The organism is Variovorax sp. 679, assembly GCF_003952185.1.
GTDB lineage: Bacteria > Pseudomonadota > Gammaproteobacteria > Burkholderiales > Burkholderiaceae_C > Variovorax.
Genome location: NZ_RXFS01000004.1, coordinates 343,302 through 365,183, shown reverse-complemented (window position 1 = coordinate 365,183; position 21,882 = coordinate 343,302). Strand labels below are relative to the sequence as shown.

Below are 21,882 nucleotides of genomic sequence, written 5' to 3'. Positions count from 1 at the left end.
GTCAGCCTGTGACCCTGCCGCCGGAAGGGCCTGCCACCCTGCCCGATCGCTCAGCGCCAGGCCGCACGCATCCTGTTGCGCAGGTCGATCACGGCGCTGGGCGGCGGCACGGCCGGCGGGCGCTCCGGCGGAGGCGGCCAGGTCTGCTGCTCGAAGCCTTCGAGATCGGCATCGGCGATGAAGCGCGTGCGGTTCGCGTACAGGTGCCGGTCGCCGCGCGCCGCCTGCTGCGTGATGTGGAAGCGCTGCGGCACCAGCAGATGCAGGTGGTCGCGCGCCCGGGTCATGGCCACGTAGAGCAGCCGGCGCTCCTCTTCCAGCTCGTGCGCGCTCTGCGCCACGTCGGCCGGCAGGCAGCCGTCGACCACGTTGAGCACATGCACCGAGTTCCACTCCTGCCCTTTTGCCGAATGGATGGTGGAGAGGATCAGGTAGTCCTCGTCGAGCAGCGGCGGCCCCGGGCGGTCGCTGGTGGCTTCGGGCGGGTCGAGCGTGAGTTCGGTGAGGAAGCGTTCGCGCGAGGCGTACCCGGCCGCGAGCCGGGCGAGCTGCTCCACGTCGGCGCGCCGCACGCCGGAGGTGTCCTCGTACAGCCGCTCCAGATGCGGCAGATACCACTCCATCGCCAGCTCGATGTCAGCCGGCCATTTGAGCGCGGGCGCACGCAGGGCGGCATAGGCCTCGGCGAAGTCGGCCCACTGCGCGCGAGCCGCCGAGGGCGGCACGAACTCGCGCACGGCTTCGGCCGGATCGGCTGCCAGCTCCATCGCGTCGAGCAGCCGCGTGGCCGTGGCTGGGCCGATACCCGGAATCAGCTGCGTCACCCTGAACCCCGCCATGCGCCCGCGCGGGTTCTGCGCGAAGCGGAGCACCGCGAGCAGGTCCTTCACGTGCGAGGCTTCGAGAAACTTGAGCCCGCCGAACTTCACGAACGGGATGTTGCGCCGCGCCAGCTCGAGTTCGAGCGCCGCGCTGTGCGTGGAGGTGCGGAACAGCACCGCCTGCGACTTCAGCGCAAGCCCGCCTTCGCGATGCGCCAGCACCTTGTCGGCCACCCATCGCGCCTGGCCCGCCTCGTCGGGCACGAGCACCAGCAGCGGCTTGCCGGCCGAGGGCTTGTCGGTCCACAGCGTCTTGGCGTGCCGCTCGGCGGCCTGCGCGATCACGCGATTCGACACGTCGAGGATCGGCTGCGTCGAGCGGTAGTTGCGCTCGAGCGTGACCACGCGCGCGTCCTGCGTGAACTGCGACGGAAAGTCGAGGATGTTTCGCACCGTGGCGCCGCGGAAGGAATAGATCGACTGCGCGTCGTCCCCCACCACCGTCACGCCGCGCCCGTCGGGCTTGAGCGCCAGCAGGATCGAGGCCTGCAGCAGGTTGGTGTCCTGGTATTCGTCGACCAGCACATGGTCGAAGCGCGCGCCGATGTGCGCGGCCAGCGCGGGCTCGGCGGCCATTTCGGCCCAGTAGAGCAGCAGGTCGTCGTAGTCGAGCACGTTCTGCCGCTGCTTGGCCTCGACGTATGCACCGAACAGCTTCTTCAGCTCAGCCTCCCATTCGTCGCACCAGGGAAAGGCATCCTTCAGCACCTCCACCAGCGGCGCGCGCGTGTTCACGCAGCGCGAGTAGATCGACAGGCAGGTGCCCTTGCGCGGAAAGCGGTTGACGGTGGAAGACAGGCCCAGCTCGTGGCGCACCAGCCCCATCAGGTCTTCGGCGTCGCCGCGGTCGTGGATGGTGAAGTTCTCGTCGAGCCCGATCTGCGGCGCGTACTCGCGAAGCAGCCGTGCGCCGATGCCGTGGAAGGTGCCGGCCCAGGGCAGCGCGGGAGGCGCCTCGGACTTCAGGCCCAACACCTGCGCCAGCACCCGGCCGGCACGACGCTCCATCTCCTGCGCGGCACGGCGCGAGAAGGTCAGGAGCAACAGGCGCTGCGGATCGACGCCGCCGGCGATGAGGGTTGCGACGCGGTGCGCCAGCGTGCTGGTCTTGCCCGAACCCGCACCGGCGATGACGAGCAGCGGACGCTCGTCGCATTCGGCCGTGGCTGCGCTCACTCCATGCTCGACCGCCGCGCGCTGCGCCTCGTTGAGCGAGGCGAGCGCGTCGGCCAGGCGTTCGGCCTGGGTCTTCGGTGCGGCGGGAAAAACGGGGAGCGCAGTGGTCTGCATGACGCACGACTTTACTGTATGTCCGTCCAGTCCGGCCGCCGTGCCGACATATGGCCGGTGACATAATCGCGCCTCGCTGCAACCGGAGATTTTTCCAATGGAAACCGCCCCGTCTCGGCAGCTTTCAACTCCCTTCCACTGACGCGCTTTTCGTTGTTCGCGCACGTCGGGCCGGGAATTGAAAGCGCCCCCTCCCCCGCCCATCGTCCAGTCAGTCACCCCCGGGAGTGAGCCCAATGCTCAACATCTTCACGCTCGCCAACGGCCGCCTCGTCCAGGAAGAGATCGAGGCCCTCGAAGAGCTCTCCAGGTTCCAGCCGATCTGGGTCGACCTCGAGTCGCCCACGCTCGAAGAGAAGCGCTGGATCAAGCAGTACTACGGCCTGTCCATCCCCGAAGACGCGATGGACGAGGACATCGAGGAATCGGCGCGCTTCTACGAGGAAGACAACGGCGAGCTGCACATCCGCTCCGACTTCCTGATCGACGACGACGAGGCCCCGCGCGCGGTGCGCGTGGCCTTCATCCTCAACCAGCACAACACCGACCTGCGCAGCCGCGGCGTGCTGTTCTCGATCCACGACGAGGACGTGCCCGTGTTCCGCCTGCTGCGCATGCGCGCACGCCGCGCACCGGGGCTCATCGAGGACGCCAAGGAAGTCATGCTCAAGCTCTTCGACGCCGACGCCGAATACTCGGCCGACTCGCTGGAGAACATCTACGACGAGCTGGAGGCGGCCAGCAAGAAGGTGCTCTCGGGCAACGTCAGCGACGAACTGGCCGGAGAGGTCCTCGGCGCCATCGCACGGCAGGAAGACCTGAACGGGCGCATCCGCCGCAACGTGATGGACACACGCCGCGCGGTCAGCTTCATGATGCGCAGCAAGATGCTCAATGCCGAGCAGTTCGAGGAAGCGCGGCAGATCCTGCGCGACATCGAGTCGCTGGACAACCACACGGCTTTTCTCTTCGACAAGATCAACTTCCTGATGGATGCGACCGTCGGTTTCATCAACATCAACCAGAACAAGACCATCAAGATCTTCTCGGTGGCCAGCGTCGCGCTGCTGCCGCCCACGCTGATCGCCAGCATCTACGGCATGAACTTCAAGTTCATGCCCGAGCTCGACTGGGCCATGGGCTACCCCTATGCCATCGTGCTGATGGCGGCCAGCGCGCTGGTGCCCATGTGGTACTTCCGCCGGCGCGGCTGGCTGAAGTAGTCCCGGTCCGGGGGCACGGTGCTAGAGTGGCCGGCAGCCAGGCGCTGACCGGAGAGCCACCGTGCGCAGACTTCGTTTCCTCACCAACCGCCATCGCGCGCCGTCGACCAATGCCGCGCTCGGCCTGCTGCTGGCCTTCAACGCCGGCGCCGTCAACGCGGGCGGCTTCCTCGTGCTCCACATGTACACCTCGCACATGACCGGCTTCGCCTCGCAGCTGGCCGACGGCATGGTGCTGGGCAACGTCACGCTGCTGCTGAACGCGCTGGGCGCGATCCTGGCCTTCCTGAGCGGCGCCGCCGTCTGCGCCGTGCTCGTGAACTGGGGCCGGCAGCACCGCATGCACGGCGTGTACGCCCTGCCGCTGATGCTCGAGGCCGCGCTGATGTTCCCGTTCGGGCTCATGGGCGCCATCACGCTGACCTGGGCGACGCCGTTCGCGGTGCCGCTCACCGTGCTGCTGCTGTCCTTCATCATGGGCCTGCAGAACGCGGTGGCGTCCAAGACCTCGGGCGGCAGCATCCGCACCACCCACATGACCGGCAACATCACCGACCTGGGCATCGAGATCGGCAAGATGCTCTACTGGAACCGCCGCTCGAAGTCGGCACCGGCGCCGGCCCTGGTCGTGCGCCACGACCGCAGCCGCATGCGCCGCTCGGGCGGACTGTTCGGCATGTTCGTGCTCGGCGGCGCGGTGGGGGCGCTGGGCTTCAAGTACGTGGGTTTCGTCTGCGTGGTGCCGCTGGCTGCGCTGCTGCTCGCGTTGTCGATCCCGCCGCTGCTGCGCGACATTCCGCGCCGCCGCACGCCCTCGCTCAGCTGAGCTCCTGCGGCAACGACGCCACCAGCCACGCGCCGACGAGCGCAAGGCTGTAGCGGCTCGCGACCGCAACGACGAAGCGCGAGAAGTCGCCGTGCGCAGCATCGTCTGCGCGATCGGAGATCGTCCGCATCGCCGCGAAGGGCACGCCGTAGTCGTGGCACACCTGCGCCACCGACGCACCCTCCATCTCGACCGCGAGCGCATCGGGCAAGGCGCGCTGCAATGCCTCGCTCTCGGCGGTGGTCGAGACGAACCGGTCGCCGCTCACCAGCAGCCCGCGGTGCACCTTCGGCGAACGAAGGCCGAACTCGTCGACAGCCTCCTGGCCCAGCAATGCCACCGGATCGCGCAGCGTCGCTTCGGCAACGTTCGCCAGCGCATCGCCGATGGCGGTGTCGGCCGCGAAGCGCGACAGGCCCATCAACGGCACTTCGTATTTCGGGAAGATCGGCGAGGCATCGAGGTCATGCTGCAGCAGCTGCGTCGCGACGACCACGTCTCCCACATTCACGCCCGGCGCAAGCCCGCCCGCGACGCCGGTGAACACGATGGCCCGCACGCCGAAGCGCTCCAGCAGCACCGTGGCCGTGATTGCCGCCGCGACCTTGCCAATGCGCGACAGCACCGCGACCACCGGCTGGCCATGCAGATGGCCCACCCAGAAGTCGCGGCCCGCGACGCGCACGCGCTGCTCGTCGGGCATCAGCGCGAGGAGCGCGCCCAGCTCCTCGTGCATCGCCGCGACGATGGCAATGGGCGCGCGTGACAGAGAGCTCAAGCTACTTCTCTTTCCAGGAACACCGTGGAACCGGCTTTGCCAGGCCGCAGGTGTTGCCCCCTGCAAGGGGGTTGGCGTAGCGACACGAAGTGCGCGAAGCCTGGGGGTTTACTTGATATCCACACCGTAGAAGGTGTGGCGGCCGAAGGGGCTCAGCTTGAAGTCGACGACCTCCTTGCGCACCGGCTTCAGCTGCACCGCGTGCGCGATGGTGAACCACGGTGCCTGCTCCTTGAAGATCACCTGCGCCTTCTTGTAGAGCGCGTCGCGGTCGGCCTGCTTCACGGTGCTCTTGGCCTTCACCACGAGGTCTTCGTACGGCTGGTAGCAGAACTTCGAGATGTTGCTGCCGCTGGCCGACTTGGCCGAGGAGCAGCCCAGCAGCGTGTACATGAAGTTGTCCGGGTCGCCGTTGTCGCCGGTCCAGCCCAGCATGCCCATCTGGTGCTCGCCGGCCTGCAGGCGCTTGCGGTACTCGCCCCACTCGAAGCTCTTGATCTCGGCCTTGACGTTGATCTTGGCAAGGTCGGCCTGCATCAGCTCGGCGATGCGCTTGGCGTTCGGGTTGTACGGGCGCTGCACCGGCATGGCCCACAGGTCGGTCGAGAAGCCGTCAGGGAAGCCGGCCTGCGCCAGCAGCTTCTTCGCGGCTTCGGGATCGTACGGGTCGTCCTTCACCGCGTCGTTGTAGGACCACATGGTCGGCGGGATCGGGTTCTTCGCCGCCACGCCGGTCGACAGGTACACGCCGTCGATGATGGCCTTCTTGTTGATCGCCATGTTGATGGCCTTGCGCACGCGCACGTCGTCGAAGGGCTTCTTCGTCGTGTTGTACGAGAGGTAGCCCACGTTCAGGCCGGGCTGCTCCAGCAGTTGCACGTTCGGGTCCTTGCGGATCGCGTCGAGGTCGGCCGGGTTCGGGTACGGCATGACGTGGCACTCGCCCTTCTGCAGCTTGGCCCAGCGCACCGACGCGTCGGGCGTGATCGCGAACACGAGGTCGTCGATCTTCGCCTTGCCGCCCCAGTACTGCGGGAAGGCCTTGAAGCGGATGATCGCGTCCTTCTGGTACTGCACGAGGTAGAAGGGGCCGGTGCCGATCGGGTCCTGGTCGACCTTCTCGGGCGTGCCGGCCTTCAGCATCGCGATGGCGTACTCCTTCGACTGGATGCCCGCGTACTGCATCGCCAGGTTCGCCAGGAACGGCGCCTCGGGCTGGTTGAGCACGATCTTCACCGTGTAGTCGTCGATGCGGTCCACCGTCTTCAGCAGCTTGGGCATGCCCATGTCGTTGAAGTACGAGTGGTTCTGGCTCGTCACCTTGAAGAAGGGATCGCTCTCCTTCCACTGCCGCTCGAGCATGAAGATGAAGTCGTCGGCGTTGAAGTCGCGCGTGGGCTTGAAGCTCTTGCTGGTGGAGTGCCACTTCACGCCCTTGCGCAGGTGGAAGGTGTAGACAGTGCCGTCGGCCGAGATGTCCCATTTCTCGGCGAGGCCCGGCACGACCTTGGTGCCGCCGCGCTCGAATTCGACGATGGTGTTGTAGACCTGCGTGGTCACGTCGAACGAGGTGCCGGTGGTGTTCATGCCCGGATAGAAATTCTCCGGGCTGCCTTCCGAGCAATACACCAGCGTCTTGGCTGACACGGCGCCGCAGGCCAGGGTAAGGGCCGCAAGCGCAGTCGGTGCCAGGAGCGCCAGGCTTTTTGAGCGGCGCGAAACGGTGGGCTGGGTCTTCATTTGGACTCCTTGATACACGGTTGAAAAAACGAACGTTAAGGATTCGTCGCCATCGCAATGGCGGCGGAGGGAACATCCGCGCGCACGAGCGGCGCGCCTTCGAGGAACTTCTCGGAGAAGTGGCAGGCCACCAGCCGCTCGTCGAGCATGCGCGGCAGCGGCCTCTCTTCGCGGCAGCGCGGCTCGACATGCGGGCAGCGCGTGCTGAACACGCAGCCCGATGGCGGATTCAGCGGCGACGGCAGCTCGCCCTTGAGCACGATGCGCTGGCTGCTGAGCCCCGGCGTCGACGCCAGCAGCGCCTGCGTGTACGGATGCAGCGGCCGCGAGAAGATGCGCGACTTGGGGCCCTGCTCCACCGCATGGCCGAGGTACATCACGAGCACGTCGTGCGCGATGTGCCGAACCACGCCGAGGTCGTGCGAGATGAAGAGATACGCGAGGCCCAGCTCGGCCTGCAGGTCGGCCAGCAGGTTCAGCACCTGCGCCTGGATCGACACGTCGAGCGCGGACACCGGCTCGTCGGCCACCAGCAGGCGCGGGTTCAGCATCAGCGCTCGCGCGATGGCGATGCGCTGGCGCTGGCCGCCCGAGAACATGTGCGGATAGCGGTTGGCGTACTCGGGCCGAAGGCCCACGCGCGCGAGCATGTCGCGGGCCTTCGCGGCGCGCTCGGGCTTGCTCATGGTCGTGTTGATGGCGAGCGGATCCTCAAGCACCGCCGAGATCTTCTTGCGCGGATTGAGCGAGCCGTACGGGTTCTGGAACACCAGCTGCACGGCCTGGCGCAGCTCGCGCTTGCGCTCGGCCGGCGTGTCGACCGCGTCGGTGCCGACCAGCGTGAGCTGTCCCGCCGTAGGCTTCTCGATCAGCGCGACCATGCGCGCCAGGGTCGACTTGCCACAGCCCGACTCGCCCACCACGGCCAGCGTGCGGCCACGCTCGATGCGGAACGAGATGTCGCCCACCGCGCGCAGGTGCGAGGGCGCGCGGAACAATCCACGGCGGATGTCGTAGGTGCGCTGGAGGTTCTTCGCTTCGACGACCAATTCGGTCCACGCGCGGGTGGAGGCTTCGCTCATGCCGCCACCTCCGCGGCCTGCCGCTTCGGCGGATCGCTCGCGATGGCCTCCCCGCGCCCCGGATCGCCGAGCGGGAAATGGCAGCGCACCTCGGCGCCATGCGATTCCCGCAGCGCGGGCCGCACCTGGCAGGCGCGCTCTGTGACATAGCCGCAGCGCGGCGCGAACAGGCAGCCTGCCGGCCGGTCGTGCACGCCGGGCACCATGCCGCTGATGGTGGCCAGGCGCCCCTCCGGCGCGGCACGCTCGGGCAACGCCGAGAGCAGCGCCTCGGTGTAGGGATGCTGCGGCGACGCGAAGAGCCGGTCGACGCGCTGGTGCTCCATCACCTGCCCCGCGTACATCACGGCGATGCGCTGCGCCATCTCGCTGACCACGCCCATGTTGTGCGTGATGAGCACCAGCGCCATGCCGCGCTCCTTCTGCAGCTCGCGCAGCAGGTCGAGGATCTGCGCCTGGATGGTCACGTCGAGCGCGGTGGTCGGCTCGTCGGCAATCAGCAGGCGCGGGTTGCAGGCGATGGCCATGGCGATCATCACGCGCTGGTTCATGCCGCCCGAGAGCTGGTGCGGATAGCTGCCCAGGCGCGACGAGGCGGCCGGAATGCCCACCTGCTCGAGCAGCTCGGTGGCGCGCTTCTTCGCCTCGCGCTTGTCGAGCTTCAGGTGCAGACGCAGCGTCTCCATCAGCTGGAAGCCGATGGTGAAGCAGGGGTTGAGGCTGGTGGTCGGCTCCTGGAAGATCATCGCGACCTCCTTGCCTACCAACGCGCGGCGCGCCTTGTCGGAAATGCCGAGCAGGTCGTTGCCGGCGAAGCGCATGTGCTCCGCGCGCACGCGGCCCGGGAAGCCGACGAGGCCCATCAGCGCCATCATCGTGACGCTCTTTCCCGAGCCCGATTCGCCGACGATGCCGAGCACCTCGCCTTCCTCGAGCGTGAGGCTCACGCCGTCGACTGCATGCAGCACGCCGCCTTGCGTGGGGAACTCGACGTGCAGGTCCTTTATTTCAAGCAAAGGCATATCAGTGACTCCGGCCCGAAAGGCCTGTTCCAGGAACACCGCGGAACCGGCTTTGCCGGGCCGCTGGTGTTGCCCCCTGCAAGGGGGTAGGAGGCCACACGAAGTGGGCAAGCCTGGGGGTGTACTTCATGCTAGCGCTTGAGCTTCGGGTCCAGCGCGTCGCGCAGGCCGTCGCCCAGAAGATTGAAAGCCAGCACGGCCGCGAGGATCGCCATGCCGGGGAAGGTGACGACCCACCATGCGCGCAGCACGAACTCGCGCGCGTCGGCCAGCATGGTTCCCCACTCCGGAGACGGTGGCTGCGCGCCGAGGCCGAGGAAGCCGAGCGCCGCAGCATCGAGGATCGCGGTCGAGATGCCGAGCGAGGCCTGCACGATCAGCGGCGCGGCGCAGTTGGGCAGCACCTCGCGGAACATCAGCCGCAGCGTGCCGGCGCCGCTCACACGCGCGGCGGTCACGTAGTCGCGCGAGACCTCGGCGATGACGGCGGCGCGCGTGATGCGCACGTAGTGCGGCAGCACCACGATGGCCACCGCAAGCATCGCGTTGACCAGCCCCGGCCCGAGGATGGCAACGATCACGATGGCCAGCAGCAGGCTGGGCAGCGTGAGCACGATGTCCATCAGCCGCATGATCGCGATCTCCAGCACGCCGCGGAAGAATCCCGCGATCAGCCCGAGCACCACGCCAGCAACCACCGACAGCGCAACCACTGCGACGCCGATCGACAGCGACAGCCGCGCGCCGTACATGAGCCGCGAAAGAATGTCGCGCCCGATCGCGTCGGTGCCCAGCAGGTAGCTCATGGAGCCGCCCTTCTGCCACGCTGGCGGCTGCAGGAAGACGGCACTGTTGGTTTCGTTGGGCGCGTGCGGCGCGATCCACGGCGCGAACAGCGCGACCAGCAGCAGCAGGACGATGGTGGCGAGCCCGATGACCGCGCCGCGGTTGGCCGAGAAGGCCGTCCAGAACTCGCGCCAGGGGCCGGGAGGTGCGGCGCTTTTCACGCCGTTCGAAATGATCTGTGTCGAGGCCATGAGCTCAGCGCCGGATCCGAGGGTTGATGACGCCGTATGCCACGTCGACGAGAAGATTCACGAGCATCACGATGCCGCCGAGCAGCAGCATGCCGCCCTGCAGCACCGGGTAGTCGCGCCGGCCGATGGCCTCGATGAGCCACTTGCCGACGCCGGGCCAGGAGAAGATGGTCTCGGTGAGGATCGCGCCGGTGAACAGCACGCCCACCTGCAGGCCGATGACCGTCACGACCGGGATGAGCGCGTTGCGCAGCGCATGCAGCCCCACCACGCGAAAGCGCGACAGGCCCTTGGCACGCGCGGTGCGGATGTAGTCCTCGCCCAGCACCTCGAGCATGGCGGAGCGTGTCATGCGCGCGATGACGGCGAGCGGCACGGTACCGAGCACGACGGCCGGCAACACGAGGTGATGCAGTGCCGACCAGAAGGCGCCGGTGTCGCCGGCGCGCAGCGCGTCGATCAGCAGGAAGCCTGTGTCGGGCTCGACGTAGTACTGCACCGCGATGCGGCCCGACACGGGCGTCCATCCGAGCTGCACCGAGAAGAACAGGATCAGCAGCAGCCCCCACCAGAAGATCGGCATCGAGTAGCCAGTGAGCGAGGTGGCCATCACGCCGTGGTCGAAGATGGAATTGCGCCGCACCGCCGCGAGGATGCCGGCCGGCAACCCGAGCAGCAGCGCGAAAAGAATGGCGCACACAGCGAGTTCGACCGTGGCCGGGAAGAGCGAGAGGAACTCGCTCATCACCGTGTCCTGCGTGATGAGCGACTTGCCGAGGTCGCCGTGCAGCACGCGGCCGATGTAGATGCCGTACTGCACGATCACCGGCTTGTCGAAGCCGTAGGCGGTGCGCAGTTCGGCATGGCGCGCGGGGTCTATTCCGCGCTCGCCGGCCATGGTTTCAATGGGATCACCCGGCACAAGCCGGATGAGGAAGAAGGCGAGCAATGTCATGCCGAAGAAGGTCGGCACCAACAAACTCAAACGGGTAAAGACAAACCTGATCATCGACCCGCGAATATGCAAGATCGATGCCTCGGCCCCACCCGGGCCGAACCCTTATTTCGGCACTTACTTCTTGGCGTCGCGCAGCTCGCGGCGAAGGATCTTTCCGACCGGTGTCTTCGGCATGTCGGTACGAAACTCTACGATGCGCGGTTGCTTGTAACCCGTAAGGTTTGCTCTGCAGTATTCGCGCACCTGAGCCTCCGTGAGCGAAGGGTCTTTCTTGACGATCACGAGCTTCACGGCCTCGCCGGTCTTGTCGTCGGGCACGCCGACCGCGGCGCATTCGAGCACGCCCGGAATCAGTGCGACCACATCCTCGATTTCGTTCGGGTACACGTTGAAGCCCGACACCAGGATCATGTCCTTCTTGCGGTCGACCACCTTGAAGTAGCCGCGCTCGTCGACCACGCCGATGTCGCCGCTCTTGAAGTAGCCGTCGGCCGTCATGACCTTGGCGGTCTCGTCGGGACGCTGCCAGTAGCCGGCCATCACCTGCGGACCCTTGATGGCGATCTCGCCGCGCTCGCCGACGGGCACTTCGTTGCCGTCGTCGTCGAGCAGCTTGAGCCAGGTGCTCGGCAGCGGCAGGCCGATGGTGCCGGTGTAGGCGGTGCTGTTGGTCGGGTTGCAGGTGGCCGAAGGCGAAGTTTCGGACAGGCCGTAGCCTTCGCAGATCGGGCAGCCGGTCTTCTCGAGCCAGAGCTTTGCGACAGCGGCCTGCACCGCCATGCCGCCGCCAACCGAGACCTTGAGGTTCTTCCAGTTGACGGTGTTGAAGTCGGGATGGTTCGCCAGCCCGTTGAACAGCGTGTTGACGGCCGGGAAGCTGTGGATGGTGTGCTTCGACAGCTCCTTCAGCACGCCGGGGATGTCGCGCGGATTCGGGATCAGGATCAGCTTGCCGCCCGTGCGCATGCTCAGCATCATGCCGACCGTGAACGCGAAGATGTGATACAGCGGCAGCGCGCACACACCGGTGGGCTGCTCGTTGGCCGGCACCTTGTTCATGACCGGCTCGTTCCAGGCCTCGGACTGCAGCACGTTGGCGATCACGTTGCGATGCAGCAGCACCGCGCCCTTCGACACGCCGGTGGTGCCGCCGGTGTACTGCAGCACAGCCACGTCGTCGGGGCCGATGGCCACCGGCTTCAGCGAAGCGCTCGCCCCCTTGTCGAGCGCGTCGTTGAAACGCACCGCGCCCGGCAGGCTGAACTGCGGCACCATTTTCTTGACGTTGCGCACCACGTAGTTGACGAGTGCGCCCTTCAGGAAGCCGAGGCGGTCGCCCATGGAAGCCAGCACGATGTGCTTGACCGGCGTGGCCGCGATGCATTGCTGCAGCGTGGTGCCGAAGTTCTCCATGATGACGATCGCCTTCGCGCCCGAGTCCTTGAGCTGGTGCTCGAGTTCGCGCGGCGTGTACAGCGGGTTCACGTTGACCAGGATCAGGCCGGCGCGCAGGATGCCCGCGACCGCGACCGGGTACTGCGGGCAGTTGGGCATCATGACCGCCACGCGGTCGCCCTTGGCGAGGCCCAGGCCCTGCAGGTAGCCCGCAAAGGACTTGCTCTGCCTGTCGGTCTCCCCGTAGCTGATGTCCTTGCCCATGAAGCTGTAGGCCGTGCGGTCGGCGTACTTCGTGAAGCTCTCCTCCATGAGCGCGACCAGCGAAGGGTACTGCGAGGCATCGATATCGGCGGGCACACCTTGCGGGTAGCTGCTGAGCCAGGGACGATCGGTCATTGGATTTGTCTCCTCCGGGAGTCGGACTGTTGAAAACGAAAACGGCGCACGAAGTGGCGCCGCGAAGAACTCGCCCGCCACGCGGGCAGGGACCTTCGGCCTATTCGATGGCCTTGCCCATATCTTCCACTACTTTTTTGGCATCGCCAAAAACCATCATGGTCTTGTCCATGTAGAAGAGTTCGTTGTCCAGGCCGGCGTAGCCCGCGGCCATGGAGCGCTTGTTCACGATGACGGTCTTGGCCTTGTAGGCCTCCAGGATCGGCATGCCGTAGATCGGGCTGCCCTTGGTGTGGGCAGCGGGGTTCACCACGTCGTTGGCGCCCAGGATGATCGCCACGTCGGCCTGGCCGAACTCGCCGTTGATGTCCTCCATCTCGAACACCTGGTCGTAGGGCACCTCGGCCTCGGCCAGCAGCACGTTCATGTGGCCGGGCATGCGGCCCGCCACCGGGTGGATCGCGTACTTCACGGTCACGCCCTTCTCGACGAGCTTCTGCGCGAGCTCCTTCACCGCGTGCTGGGCACGGGCCACGGCGAGGCCGTAGCCGGGCACGATCACCACCGTCTCGGCGTTGCCGAGCACGAAGGCCGCGTCGTCGGCGCTGCCGCTCTTCACGGGGCGCTGCTCCTTCGCGCCACCGGTGGCAGCGGTCGCGTCGCCGCCGAAGCCGCCCAGGATCACGTTGAAGAACGAGCGGTTCATGGCCTTGCACATGATGTAGCTCAGGATCGCACCCGAGGAGCCCACCAGCGAGCCGGCCACGATCAGCATCGCGTTGTTCAGGCTGAAGCCGATGCCCGCGGCCGCCCAGCCCGAGTAGCTGTTGAGCATCGACACCACCACCGGCATGTCGGCGCCGCCGATCGGGATGATGATGAGCACGCCCATCACGAAGGCCAGCGCCAGCATCGCGAAGAAGGCCGGCCAGCTTTCGGTGAAGACGAACACGAGGCCCAGGCCGATGGTCGCCAGGCCCAGCACGAGGTTGAGCATGTGCTGGCCTGCGAACTGCACCGGCGCGCCCTGGAACAGGCGGAACTTGTACTTGCCCGAGAGCTTGCCGAAGGCGATGACCGAGCCGCTGAAGGTGATGGCGCCGATGGCAGCCCCCAGGAACAGTTCGAGCCGGTTGCCGCTCGGGATCGGATCGCCCTTGAGCGCGATGCCGAAGGCGTGCGGCTCGGCCACGGCGGCCACCCCGATGAACACCGCAGCCAGGCCGATCATGCTGTGCATGAAGGCGACCAGTTCGGGCATCTTGGTCATCTCGACCTTGTTGGCCATGTAGGCGCCCAGGCCGCCGCCGACGACCAGCGCGACCAGCACGTAGGCCAGTCCGTTGAGGTTGCCGCTGGCGAGCTTGTAGATCAGCGCGCCGGTGGTCAGCACGGCGATCGCCATGCCGGTCATGCCGAAGATGTTGCCGCGGATCGAGGTGGTGGGATGGCTCAGGCCCTTCAGGGCCTGGATGAAGCAGATGCTGGCGACGAGGTACAGCAGCGTGACGAGGTTCATGCTCACTTGGCGGCTCCCTCTTCGGCCTTCGGTGCGGCCTTCTTCTCTTTCTTCTTGAACATCTCCAGCATCCTCCGCGTGACGAGGAAGCCGCCGAAGACGTTCACCGCGGCCAGCGCCACGGCGAGCACGCCCATGGTCTTGCCCAGCGGCGTGTCGGTGAGCGCGGCCGCCAGCATGGCGCCCACGATCACGATGGCCGAGATGGCGTTGGTCACGGCCATCAGCGGCGTGTGCAGCGCTGGCGTGACGGTCCACACGACGTGGTAGCCGACGTAGATGGCCAGCACGAAGATGATCAGGTTGATGACTGTGTGAGAGACGATGTCCATGTTCTTCTCCTCGGCGGGCGTTATTTCTTCGTGACCTGGCCGTCCTGCGTGACGCGGCAGGCGGCGACGATGTCGTCCTCGAGGTCGATCTTCAGCGCGCCCTCCTTGGTGACGATGAGCTTGAGGAAGTCGAGCACGTTGCGCGCGTAGAGCGCCGAGGCATCGGCCGCCACGAGCGCGGCGAGGTTGGTCTCGCCGACGATGGTCACGCCGTGCTTCACCACAGTCTTGTCGGCTTCCGACAGCGGGCAGTTGCCGCCGATGCCGTCCGCACCCTTGCCGGCCGCGATGTCGACGATGACGGAGCCCGGCTTCATCGACTTGACCATGTCCTCGGTGATGAGCGTCGGCGCGGCACGGCCCGGAATGAGCGCGGTGCTGATGACCACGTCGGCCAGCGCCACGCGCTTGGCGACCTCGGCTTGCTGGCGGGTGAGCCAGCTCGCGGGCATGGGCCGCGCGTAGCCGCCGACGCCTTCGGCCGCGTCTTTTTCTTCCTGCGTCTCGTAGGGCACGTCGATGAACTTGCCGCCCAGCGACTCGATCTGCTCCTTGACGCTCGGGCGCACGTCGGACGCCTCGATGACTGCGCCCAGGCGCTTGGCGGTGGCGATGGCCTGCAGGCCCGCCACGCCGACGCCCAGGATGACGACGCGCGCGGCCTTCACCGTGCCGGCAGCGGTCATGAGCATCGGGAAGAAGCGCTGGTACTTGTCGGCCGCGATCATCACGGCCTTGTAGCCGGCGATGTTGGCCTGGGAGCTGAGCACGTCCATGCTCTGTGCACGTGTTGTGCGCGGCGCGGCTTCGAGCGCGAAGCCGGTGACGCCGGCGGCCGCCAGGCGCTGCAGGCCGGCTGCGTCGAAGGGATTGAGCATGCCGATGACGACGGCGCCGGACTTCAGCAGCGCGGCTTCGGACTCGGTGGGCGTGCGCACCTTGAGCACCATGTCGGCGGAGAAGGCACCCGTTTGATCGGTGATCTCGGCACCTGCGGCCTGATAGGCACCGTCGGTGGCGCTGGCCGCGATGCCCGCCCCCGACTGCACCCGTACGGTGTGCCCTGAGGCGACAAGTTTCTTCACCGTCTCAGGTGTAACAGCCACGCGGGTTTCGCCTGCCAGTGTCTCGGCGGGCACGCCTATCAGCATAGAGATCTCCTCAGAGCAAGGGGCACAGGGGGAATGCCGGCAGCTTACAGCAAGATTACAGCCGATCGCTGTCGCCGGAGTGCTCTGTCGTTTTCATCCCAAAGCGTCGAGGAGCTTATGGATACTATAACTTCAGCTATTCAATTGATAGCGAATTCGGGTATTCGATAGCGGCCCGCGAGAAGAAGTCGGGCATGTTTCTTCAGCGTGCCGGACGAATTCCTGCCGGATTGCCCGGCAAAGTACCGCCAACGGCTGACGGAAGCTCGTCATTCGAAATCTCTATTTGTATCCAATTGCGCCCATCTTCGTTAACAAGCCATCAGAAATCATCGATTTGCGTGCATTATTTGCAAATCCAAAAACTTTACCTTAGTCGCAGATAGATACACTTCTACTAACAATCGCCAGTTCACGGAAGCTGACGAAGGGAGGAAGAAGGGGCAGGAATGCGAATCGCGGTACTCGATGAAGGTGCAGAGCACTTCAAGCGGATCAATCAGACAATGGCGGCGCTCGAGCACGAGTGCCATCCCTACACGGAAGGAAAGGCGCTGCTGCAGGCAATGCGCCGCCAGACCTTCGATCTGCTGATACTCGGCTGGAGTCTCCCTGACATGAAGGGGCCCGACGTGGTGGCGACCATCCGTCGGGATCTCAACAGCCGGCTTCCCATTCTTTTCGTGTCCGACCGGCCAGGCGAGGCGAACATGGTCGAGGGCCTGAACGCGGGCGCGGACGACTTCATGACCAAGCCCGCCCGCGCCGGCGAGCTCGAAGCCCGGGTGAACGCGCTGCTGCGCCGCTCCTATCCGGCCCAGCACGAGATCGAACTGGTCTTCGGCCCCTATCACTTCTATCCACCCTCGCGCGTCCTGAAGGTTCGCGGCGTCCAGGTCGAGCTCAAGAATCGCGAGTACGAACTCGCCCTGTTCCTCTTCCAGAACCTTGGCCGGCTGCTTTCTCGGGAGCATCTGCACGAGGCCGTCTGGGGCCTCGGCATCGAGGCGCTGTCGCGATCGCTCGACACCCACATCTCGCGCCTGCGAACGAAGCTCGACCTGCGCCCCGCCAACGGATTCCTGCTGCTCGCCATCTACGGCCTGGGCTATCGGCTGGAAACCATCGAGGCCGACTCGCTGCCACGTGTCGCCAGCGCGCGCGGAGCCTGAATCTCCCGGCGAGCTAAAGTAGTCTCACACGGCTTGCGCGGCGACAGAAACTGCGCCGCAAGAACGGGCCGCATGCCCCGCCGTCACGAGGAACGAGACGAATGAATCCGATGATCCGGCTGCTGCTCGCCGTCACATTGATCCTGAGCTGGCTCCACCCCGCCGCCGCACAGGAGGTCGAGCCCAGCGACATGGTGCGTGGCGGCATGCAGGTGATCGAGATGATCGACCAGGGCAAGGCCGGTGAGCTGTGGGACGGCGCCACGCCGGCCACGCGCAAACGGGTGACGCGCGCCGACTTCATCGGCCAGGTCGCCCGGAACCGCGCACAGATCGGCGTGCCGCAAATGCGCACCTGGGTATCGGTCAATCGCCAGGTCGTTACTGCTTCCGATGGCGACGCCGCCGGCCAGTACGTCAGCGTCGAATACGAAACCCGCTTCGCCAACAGGCCCGACACCACGCTGCGCGAACTCGTGAGCTTCCACCTCGACACCGACCGCGTCTGGCGCTTCAGCGGCTATGTTCTGAAATAAGGGGCCAAGACATGGCAAGTCCACGCTGGAAACCCAACGTCACCGTGGCCTCGGTGATCGAGCGCGACGGGCGCTTCCTGCTGGTCGAAGAGCAGACCGGCAACGGCCTGCGGCTCAACACGCCGGCCGGCCATCTGGACCCCGGCGAGTCGCCCGCCGAAGGCTGTGCGCGTGAAACGCTGGAAGAAACGGCTCATCATTTCACGCCAACTGCGCTCATCGGCATCTACATGGCGCGTTCCCGGCCGCTGGCCGAGCGCGGTGAAGACACCACCTACATGCGTTTCGCCTTCTCAGGCACGCTGGGCGCGTTCGAAAAAGATCGCCCGCTCGACGAAGGCATCGTGCGCACCGTGTGGATGACGGTGGACGAAATCCGCGCGAGCGTCGCGCGGCATCGCAGCCCGCTGCTGCTCCAGTGCATCGAGGACTACCTGGCTGGCAAGCGCCATCCGCTGGACCTCGTCCACGTCGACGGGTCGGTGCGGTCGGCGCCCTGACGAGAAATCAGGCTCAGACGATGACGCCGCCGCCAAGGCAGCGCTCACCGTCGTACAGCACGGCCGACTGCCCCGGCGTCACCGCCCATTGCGCATCCCCGAAGCGCAGGCCGAAGGTGGAGGCATCGCCCGCATCCAGCTCACAGGCCGCATCCGCCTGCCGGTAGCGCGCCTTCGAACCGTAGCCGCCCGGCGCCGGCGCCTCGCCCGAAACCCAGCTTGCGTCGCCTGCCTTCAGCTCCGAAGACAGCAGCCACGGATGATCGTGCCCCTGCACCACCCACAGCGTGTTCTTCTCGACGTCCTTGCGCGCCACGAACCACGGCGAGTGGTCGCCCGAGCCGCGCTGCGCGCCCTTTTCCTTCACGCCGCCGATGCCCAGCCCCTGCCGCTGCCCCAGCGTGTAGAAGCTCAGCCCCTGGTGCTCGCCCAGCTTGCGGCCGCGGTCGTCCTTGATCGGGCCCGGCTCCTTGGAGATGTAGCGGTTCAGGAATTCGCGGAACGGCCGCTCGCCGATGAAGCAGATACCGGTCGAGTCCTTCTTCTTCGCATTGGGCAGGCCGATTTCCTCGGCGATGCGGCGCACCTCGGTCTTGTGCAGCTCGCCGACCGGGAACATCGTCTTCGACAGCTGCGCCTGGTTCAGGCGGTGCAGGAAGTAGCTCTGGTCCTTCGACGGATCGAGCCCCTTGAGCAGCTCGTGCCTGCCGGTAGCTTCGTTCAGCCGCACCCGGGCGTAGTGCCCGGTGGCGATCTTCTCTGCGCCCAGCCGCATCGCATGGTCGAGAAAGGCCTTGAACTTGATCTCGGCGTTGCACAGCACGTCGGGATTCGGCGTGCGGCCGGCCTTGTACTCGCGCAGGAATTCGGCGAACACGCGGTCTTTGTAATCGGCTGCGAAGTTGACGTGCTCGATCTCGATGCCCAGCACGTCGGCCACGCTGGCGGCGTCCACGAAGTCGATGTTCGACGAGCAGTACTCGCTGTCGTCGTCGTCTTCCCAGTTCTTCATGAAGATGCCGACCACCTCGTGCCCCTGCTGCTTGAGCAGGTGCGCCGTCACCGCGGAGTCCACTCCGCCGCTCAGTCCCACAACGATCCGATGCTTTGCCATAAGCCCCCTATTGTCCCAGCCTCCCGCAAGAGGCTTCCGGCGTGTGGGAAATCGGGAAAACCCGTGTCGCCGGCTTGTCAGGCACGGCTCCCCGGCTCGAAGGCCCGGCGCTACAGTGCCGCTGGATGAAGGCGGCACAGATCCGCCACGCAATTTGCAACAGACAACAGCAAAGCGGAGACAAGACGCATGGCCACCCCCTCCCCCGCCGCCCTCTCCGGCGACATCACTCCCTGGACACGCGCCTACCCGCCCGGCATGCGCTGGGACGCCGACCTGCCCGTCAAGCCGGTGCAGCAGATGCTCGACGAGGCCGTCGAGCGCTGGCCCGACCGGTCGGCCGTCGAATTCATGGGCAAGGTCATCACCTACCACGAGCTCGGCGCAGCAGTCGAGCGCGCCGCCAAGGGCCTGCAGGACCTGGGCGTGAAGCCAGGCGTACACGTCGGCCTCTATCTGCCGAACACGCCGCACTACCCGATCGCCTTCTTCGCCGTGCTCAAGGCCGGCGGCACGGTGGTGAACTACTCGCCGCTCGACGCCGAGCGCGTACTGGCCCACAAGATCGAGGACAGCCGCACCGACATCCTCGTCACGCTCGACCTCGTCAACCTCTACCCGCAGATGGCGCGCCTGCTCGACAACTCGCGCCTGAAGACGCTGGTGGTCGGCAGCCTCGGCGACTACGGCGCCATGGGCGACAAGGTGCAGGCCCAGTTGCAGGGCGCCGGCCAGATCGCCCCGGTGCCCGTGGACGACCGGCACGTGCGCTTCACCGATCTGCTGACGAGCGAAGGCACGCACGCGACCTATCCGCTGGGCGACCTCGCCGAAGAGATCGTCGTGCTGCAGTACACCGGCGGCACCACCGGCCTGCCCAAGGGCGCGATGCTCACGCACGCAAACCTCACGTCGGCCTCCGCGCAGTACTACGAGTCGACCAAGGGCGACCCGCCCATCCTGGCCGAGGGCACCGAACGCTTCCTCGTCGTGCTGCCGCTCTTCCACATCTTCGCGCTCAGCGCCGCGATGCTGCTCGGCGTGCGCCTGGGCGCCGCGCTGGTGCTGCACACGCGCTTCGACGTCGACGCGGTGATGAACGAGCTCGCCGCCAGCCGGATCAGCGTGTTCCCTGGCGTGCCGACGATGTACACCGCGATCCTCTCGCACCCCAAGGCGAAGGAGATGGACCTGCGCTCGCTCAAGTTCTGCGGCTCGGGCGGCGCCCCTCTGCCGGTGGAAGTGGAGCAGCGCTTCTTCGAACTCACGGGCTGCCACCTCAACGAAGGCTGGGGCATGACCGAGACATCGCCCGTGGGCACCTTCACCCCCGCGCGCGGCCTGCGCAAGGCGGGCTCGTGCGGCATGCCGCTGCCCCGGGTGCACATCAAGCTCGTGAGCCTCGACGACCCGTCGAAGGACATCGCCACCTTCGGCGAAGCCGGCGAGCTCTGCATCAAGGGCCCGAACGTGATGAAGGGCTACTGGAACAACCCCAAGGCCACGGCCGAATCGATGACGGCGGACGGCTACTTCCGCAGCGGCGACGTCGCGAAGATGGATGCCGACGGCTACCTCTACATCGTCGACCGCACCAAGGACATGCTGCTGTGCGGCGGCTACAACGTCTATCCGCGCGTGCTGGAAGAGGCGGTGTACGAGCACCCCTCGGTGGCCGAGGTCTGCGTGATCGGCATCCCCGACGAGTACCGCGGCCAGTCGCCCAAGGCCTTCGTGAAGCTGAAGGACGGCGCCCCCGAACTGACGCTCGACGAGCTCAAGTCGTTCCTGAAGAACCGGCTCGGCAAGCACGAGATGATCGGCGCGTTGGAGATCCGCGCCGAGCTGCCCAAGACGCCGGTGGGCAAGCTCTCGAAGAAAGATCTCGTCGACGAGGAAGCCCGCAAGCGGGCCTGAGGCCTGCTAGCGCCTCTTCTGCCCGAAGGCCTCGGCGAGCAGCTCGTACGAGCGCAGCCGGGCGACGTGGTCGAACACCTGCGAGGTGATCATGAGTTCGTCCGCGCCCGTGCGCGCGACGAAGGCCTCCACGCCCTTCTTCACCGTCTCGACCGAACCCACCGCGGAGCACGACAGCACCGAGTCGAGCAGCGCGTTCTCCGCCGGCCCGACCTTCTGCCGATAGTTCTCCACCGGCGGCGGCAGGCGTCCGGGCCGTCCGCTGCGCAGGTTCACGAAGGCCTGCTGCCACGAGGTGGCGCGGAACTCGGCCTCCTCATCGGTGTCGGCCGCGAACACGTTGAATCCCAGCATCACGTACGGCTTCTGCAGCTGCGCCGAGGGCTTGAAGGTCTCGCGATAGATCTGGATGGCCTGCATGATCTGCTGCGGCGCGAAGTGCGAGGCAAAGGCATAGGGCAGGCCCAGGTGCGCCGCGAGCTGCGCGCCGAAGGTGCTCGATCCGAGGATCCACACCGGCACCTCGAGCCCCGCGCCCGGCACGGCCCGCACGGGCTGCTGCGGTGTCTTCGACATGAAGTCCATCAGCTCGACCACGTCCTGCGGAAACTGGTCGGCGTCCGATTCGAGGTTGCGCCGCAGGGCACGCGCGGTGCGCTGGTCGGAGCCCGGCGCACGCCCGAGACCCAGGTCGATGCGCCCCGGGTACAGCGATTCGAGCGTGCCGAACTGCTCGGCGATCACCAGCGGCGAATGGTTCGGCAGCATCACGCCGCCGGCGCCGATTCGGATGGTGGACGTACCCGCCCCCACGTACGACAGCAGCACGGCGGTGGCCGCGCTCGCGATGCCCGGCATGCCGTGGTGCTCGGCCAGCCAGTAGCGCGTGTAGCCCAGCTTCTCTCCGTGCTGCGCCAGCGAGAGCGAGTTGCGGAACGACTGCGCGGCGTCGCTGCCCTCGGTGATCGGGGAAAGGTCGAGGATCGATAACGGAATCATGGCCGCGATCA

General features: G+C 66.6%; 19 protein-coding genes. 6 read left to right on the top strand and 13 right to left on the bottom strand.

The features are described 5' to 3' along the window. Positions 1–50: 50 nt before the first annotated feature. Complete coding sequence (locus EJO71_RS12110) at positions 51–2,171, bottom strand: ATP-dependent helicase (protein WP_125948954.1); 2,121 nt, start codon at positions 2,169–2,171, stop codon at positions 51–53. 236 nt (positions 2,172–2,407) lie between these two features. On the opposite strand from EJO71_RS12110, the gene corA reads away from it, so the two are divergent. Next, positions 2,408–3,394 (top strand): magnesium/cobalt transporter CorA, encoded by a 987-nt coding sequence (gene corA, locus EJO71_RS12105; RefSeq protein ID WP_057593823.1) that lies wholly within the window; start codon positions 2,408–2,410, stop codon positions 3,392–3,394. Between the two features lie 61 nt (positions 3,395–3,455). Then, positions 3,456–4,220 carry a YoaK family protein gene (locus tag EJO71_RS12100; RefSeq protein WP_125948953.1) on the top strand — a complete coding sequence of 255 codons (765 nt, stop codon included), beginning with the start codon at positions 3,456–3,458 and terminating at the stop codon, positions 4,218–4,220. On the opposite strand, the gene EJO71_RS12095 is transcribed toward EJO71_RS12100, so the two are convergent. From EJO71_RS12095 to EJO71_RS12045, 10 genes are all read right to left on the bottom strand, one after another. After that, positions 4,213–4,998, bottom strand: coding sequence for a 5'-methylthioadenosine/adenosylhomocysteine nucleosidase (locus EJO71_RS12095; protein WP_125948952.1), 786 nt, complete (start codon positions 4,996–4,998; stop codon positions 4,213–4,215). The genes EJO71_RS12100 and EJO71_RS12095 overlap by 8 nt on opposite strands. A gap of 108 nt (positions 4,999–5,106) precedes the next feature. Next, the gene (locus EJO71_RS12085; RefSeq protein ID WP_125948951.1) at positions 5,107–6,738 is read right to left on the bottom strand and encodes an ABC transporter substrate-binding protein; all 1,632 of its coding nucleotides are present in this window, start codon (positions 6,736–6,738) and stop codon (positions 5,107–5,109) included. A gap of 35 nt (positions 6,739–6,773) precedes the next feature. Then, positions 6,774–7,820, bottom strand: a complete 1,047-nt coding sequence (locus tag EJO71_RS12080) for a dipeptide ABC transporter ATP-binding protein (RefSeq protein ID WP_125948950.1) — start codon at positions 7,818–7,820, stop codon at positions 6,774–6,776. Continuing rightward, positions 7,817–8,842 carry an ABC transporter ATP-binding protein gene (locus EJO71_RS12075; protein WP_125948949.1) on the bottom strand — a complete coding sequence of 342 codons (1,026 nt, stop codon included), beginning with the start codon at positions 8,840–8,842 and terminating at the stop codon, positions 7,817–7,819. Before EJO71_RS12075 ends, EJO71_RS12080 begins: the two co-directional genes overlap by 4 nt. A 131-nt stretch (positions 8,843–8,973) precedes the next feature. Further along, positions 8,974–9,879 carry an ABC transporter permease subunit gene (locus EJO71_RS12070; protein ID WP_125948948.1) on the bottom strand — a complete coding sequence of 302 codons (906 nt, stop codon included), beginning with the start codon at positions 9,877–9,879 and terminating at the stop codon, positions 8,974–8,976. Between the two features lie 4 nt (positions 9,880–9,883). Next, the gene (locus EJO71_RS12065) at positions 9,884–10,888 is read right to left on the bottom strand and encodes an ABC transporter permease subunit (RefSeq protein WP_125948947.1); all 1,005 of its coding nucleotides are present in this window, start codon (positions 10,886–10,888) and stop codon (positions 9,884–9,886) included. A 63-nt stretch (positions 10,889–10,951) separates the two neighbouring features. Then, a complete protein-coding gene (locus EJO71_RS12060; RefSeq protein WP_125948946.1) occupies positions 10,952–12,631 on the bottom strand; it encodes a long-chain-fatty-acid--CoA ligase in 1,680 nt (559 codons plus the stop codon). Between the two features lie 100 nt (positions 12,632–12,731). Then, positions 12,732–14,156: an NAD(P)(+) transhydrogenase (Re/Si-specific) subunit beta gene (locus EJO71_RS12055; RefSeq protein ID WP_125948945.1), complete on the bottom strand. Its 1,425-nt coding sequence runs from the start codon at positions 14,154–14,156 to the stop codon at positions 12,732–12,734. Continuing rightward, positions 14,153–14,482: an NAD(P) transhydrogenase subunit alpha gene (locus EJO71_RS12050; protein WP_125948944.1), complete on the bottom strand. Its 330-nt coding sequence runs from the start codon at positions 14,480–14,482 to the stop codon at positions 14,153–14,155. The genes EJO71_RS12055 and EJO71_RS12050 overlap by 4 nt, the downstream gene beginning before the upstream one ends. Before the next feature lie 20 nt (positions 14,483–14,502). Beyond that, positions 14,503–15,633, bottom strand: coding sequence for a Re/Si-specific NAD(P)(+) transhydrogenase subunit alpha (locus EJO71_RS12045; protein WP_125948943.1), 1,131 nt, complete (start codon positions 15,631–15,633; stop codon positions 14,503–14,505). Positions 15,634–16,082: 449 nt separating this feature from the next. On the opposite strand from EJO71_RS12045, the gene EJO71_RS12040 reads away from it, so the two are divergent. From EJO71_RS12040 to EJO71_RS12030, 3 genes are all read left to right on the top strand, one after another. Then, the gene (locus EJO71_RS12040) at positions 16,083–16,805 is read left to right on the top strand and encodes a response regulator transcription factor (RefSeq protein ID WP_125948942.1); all 723 of its coding nucleotides are present in this window, start codon (positions 16,083–16,085) and stop codon (positions 16,803–16,805) included. Between the two features lie 101 nt (positions 16,806–16,906). Further along, positions 16,907–17,341: a DUF4019 domain-containing protein gene (locus EJO71_RS12035; protein WP_125948941.1), complete on the top strand. Its 435-nt coding sequence runs from the start codon at positions 16,907–16,909 to the stop codon at positions 17,339–17,341. An 11-nt stretch (positions 17,342–17,352) separates the two neighbouring features. Beyond that, entirely contained in the window at positions 17,353–17,841 is a 489-nt protein-coding gene (locus tag EJO71_RS12030; protein ID WP_125948940.1) for an NUDIX hydrolase, read from the top strand. Positions 17,842–17,854: 13 nt separating this feature from the next. Here EJO71_RS12030 and mnmA read toward each other — a convergent pair whose 3' ends face one another. Continuing rightward, complete coding sequence (gene mnmA / locus EJO71_RS12025; RefSeq protein WP_125948939.1) at positions 17,855–18,955, bottom strand: tRNA 2-thiouridine(34) synthase MnmA; 1,101 nt, start codon at positions 18,953–18,955, stop codon at positions 17,855–17,857. 189 nt (positions 18,956–19,144) lie between these two features. On the opposite strand from mnmA, the gene EJO71_RS12020 reads away from it, so the two are divergent. Next, complete coding sequence (locus EJO71_RS12020) at positions 19,145–20,872, top strand: long-chain fatty acid--CoA ligase (RefSeq protein ID WP_125948938.1); 1,728 nt, start codon at positions 19,145–19,147, stop codon at positions 20,870–20,872. 6 nt (positions 20,873–20,878) lie between these two features. On the opposite strand, the gene EJO71_RS12015 is transcribed toward EJO71_RS12020, so the two are convergent. After that, positions 20,879–21,871 (bottom strand): LLM class flavin-dependent oxidoreductase, encoded by a 993-nt coding sequence (locus EJO71_RS12015; protein ID WP_125948937.1) that lies wholly within the window; start codon positions 21,869–21,871, stop codon positions 20,879–20,881. Between the last annotated feature and the right edge of the window lie 11 nt (positions 21,872–21,882).

What these genes read in the sequence shown, in the direction of transcription:
- EJO71_RS12110 (WP_125948954.1), bottom strand. Translation starts at nt 2,171, where the DNA reads ATGCAGACCACTGCGCTCCCCGTTTTTCCCGCCGCACCGAAGACCCAG.
- corA (WP_057593823.1), top strand. Translation starts at nt 2,408, where the DNA reads ATGCTCAACATCTTCACGCTCGCCAACGGCCGCCTCGTCCAGGAAGAG.
- EJO71_RS12085 (WP_125948951.1), bottom strand. Translation starts at nt 6,738, where the DNA reads ATGAAGACCCAGCCCACCGTTTCGCGCCGCTCAAAAAGCCTGGCGCTC.
- EJO71_RS12080 (WP_125948950.1), bottom strand. Translation starts at nt 7,820, where the DNA reads ATGAGCGAAGCCTCCACCCGCGCGTGGACCGAATTGGTCGTCGAAGCG.
- EJO71_RS12075 (WP_125948949.1), bottom strand. Translation starts at nt 8,842, where the DNA reads ATGCCTTTGCTTGAAATAAAGGACCTGCACGTCGAGTTCCCCACGCAA.
- EJO71_RS12070 (WP_125948948.1), bottom strand. Translation starts at nt 9,879, where the DNA reads ATGGCCTCGACACAGATCATTTCGAACGGCGTGAAAAGCGCCGCACCT.
- EJO71_RS12065 (WP_125948947.1), bottom strand. Translation starts at nt 10,888, where the DNA reads ATGATCAGGTTTGTCTTTACCCGTTTGAGTTTGTTGGTGCCGACCTTC.
- EJO71_RS12060 (WP_125948946.1), bottom strand. Translation starts at nt 12,631, where the DNA reads ATGACCGATCGTCCCTGGCTCAGCAGCTACCCGCAAGGTGTGCCCGCC.
- EJO71_RS12050 (WP_125948944.1), bottom strand. Translation starts at nt 14,482, where the DNA reads ATGGACATCGTCTCTCACACAGTCATCAACCTGATCATCTTCGTGCTG.
- EJO71_RS12045 (WP_125948943.1), bottom strand. Translation starts at nt 15,633, where the DNA reads ATGCTGATAGGCGTGCCCGCCGAGACACTGGCAGGCGAAACCCGCGTG.
- EJO71_RS12040 (WP_125948942.1), top strand. Translation starts at nt 16,083, where the DNA reads ATGCGAATCGCGGTACTCGATGAAGGTGCAGAGCACTTCAAGCGGATC.
- EJO71_RS12035 (WP_125948941.1), top strand. Translation starts at nt 16,907, where the DNA reads ATGAATCCGATGATCCGGCTGCTGCTCGCCGTCACATTGATCCTGAGC.
- EJO71_RS12030 (WP_125948940.1), top strand. Translation starts at nt 17,353, where the DNA reads ATGGCAAGTCCACGCTGGAAACCCAACGTCACCGTGGCCTCGGTGATC.
- mnmA (WP_125948939.1), bottom strand. Translation starts at nt 18,955, where the DNA reads ATGGCAAAGCATCGGATCGTTGTGGGACTGAGCGGCGGAGTGGACTCC.
- EJO71_RS12020 (WP_125948938.1), top strand. Translation starts at nt 19,145, where the DNA reads ATGGCCACCCCCTCCCCCGCCGCCCTCTCCGGCGACATCACTCCCTGG.
- EJO71_RS12015 (WP_125948937.1), bottom strand. Translation starts at nt 21,871, where the DNA reads ATGATTCCGTTATCGATCCTCGACCTTTCCCCGATCACCGAGGGCAGC.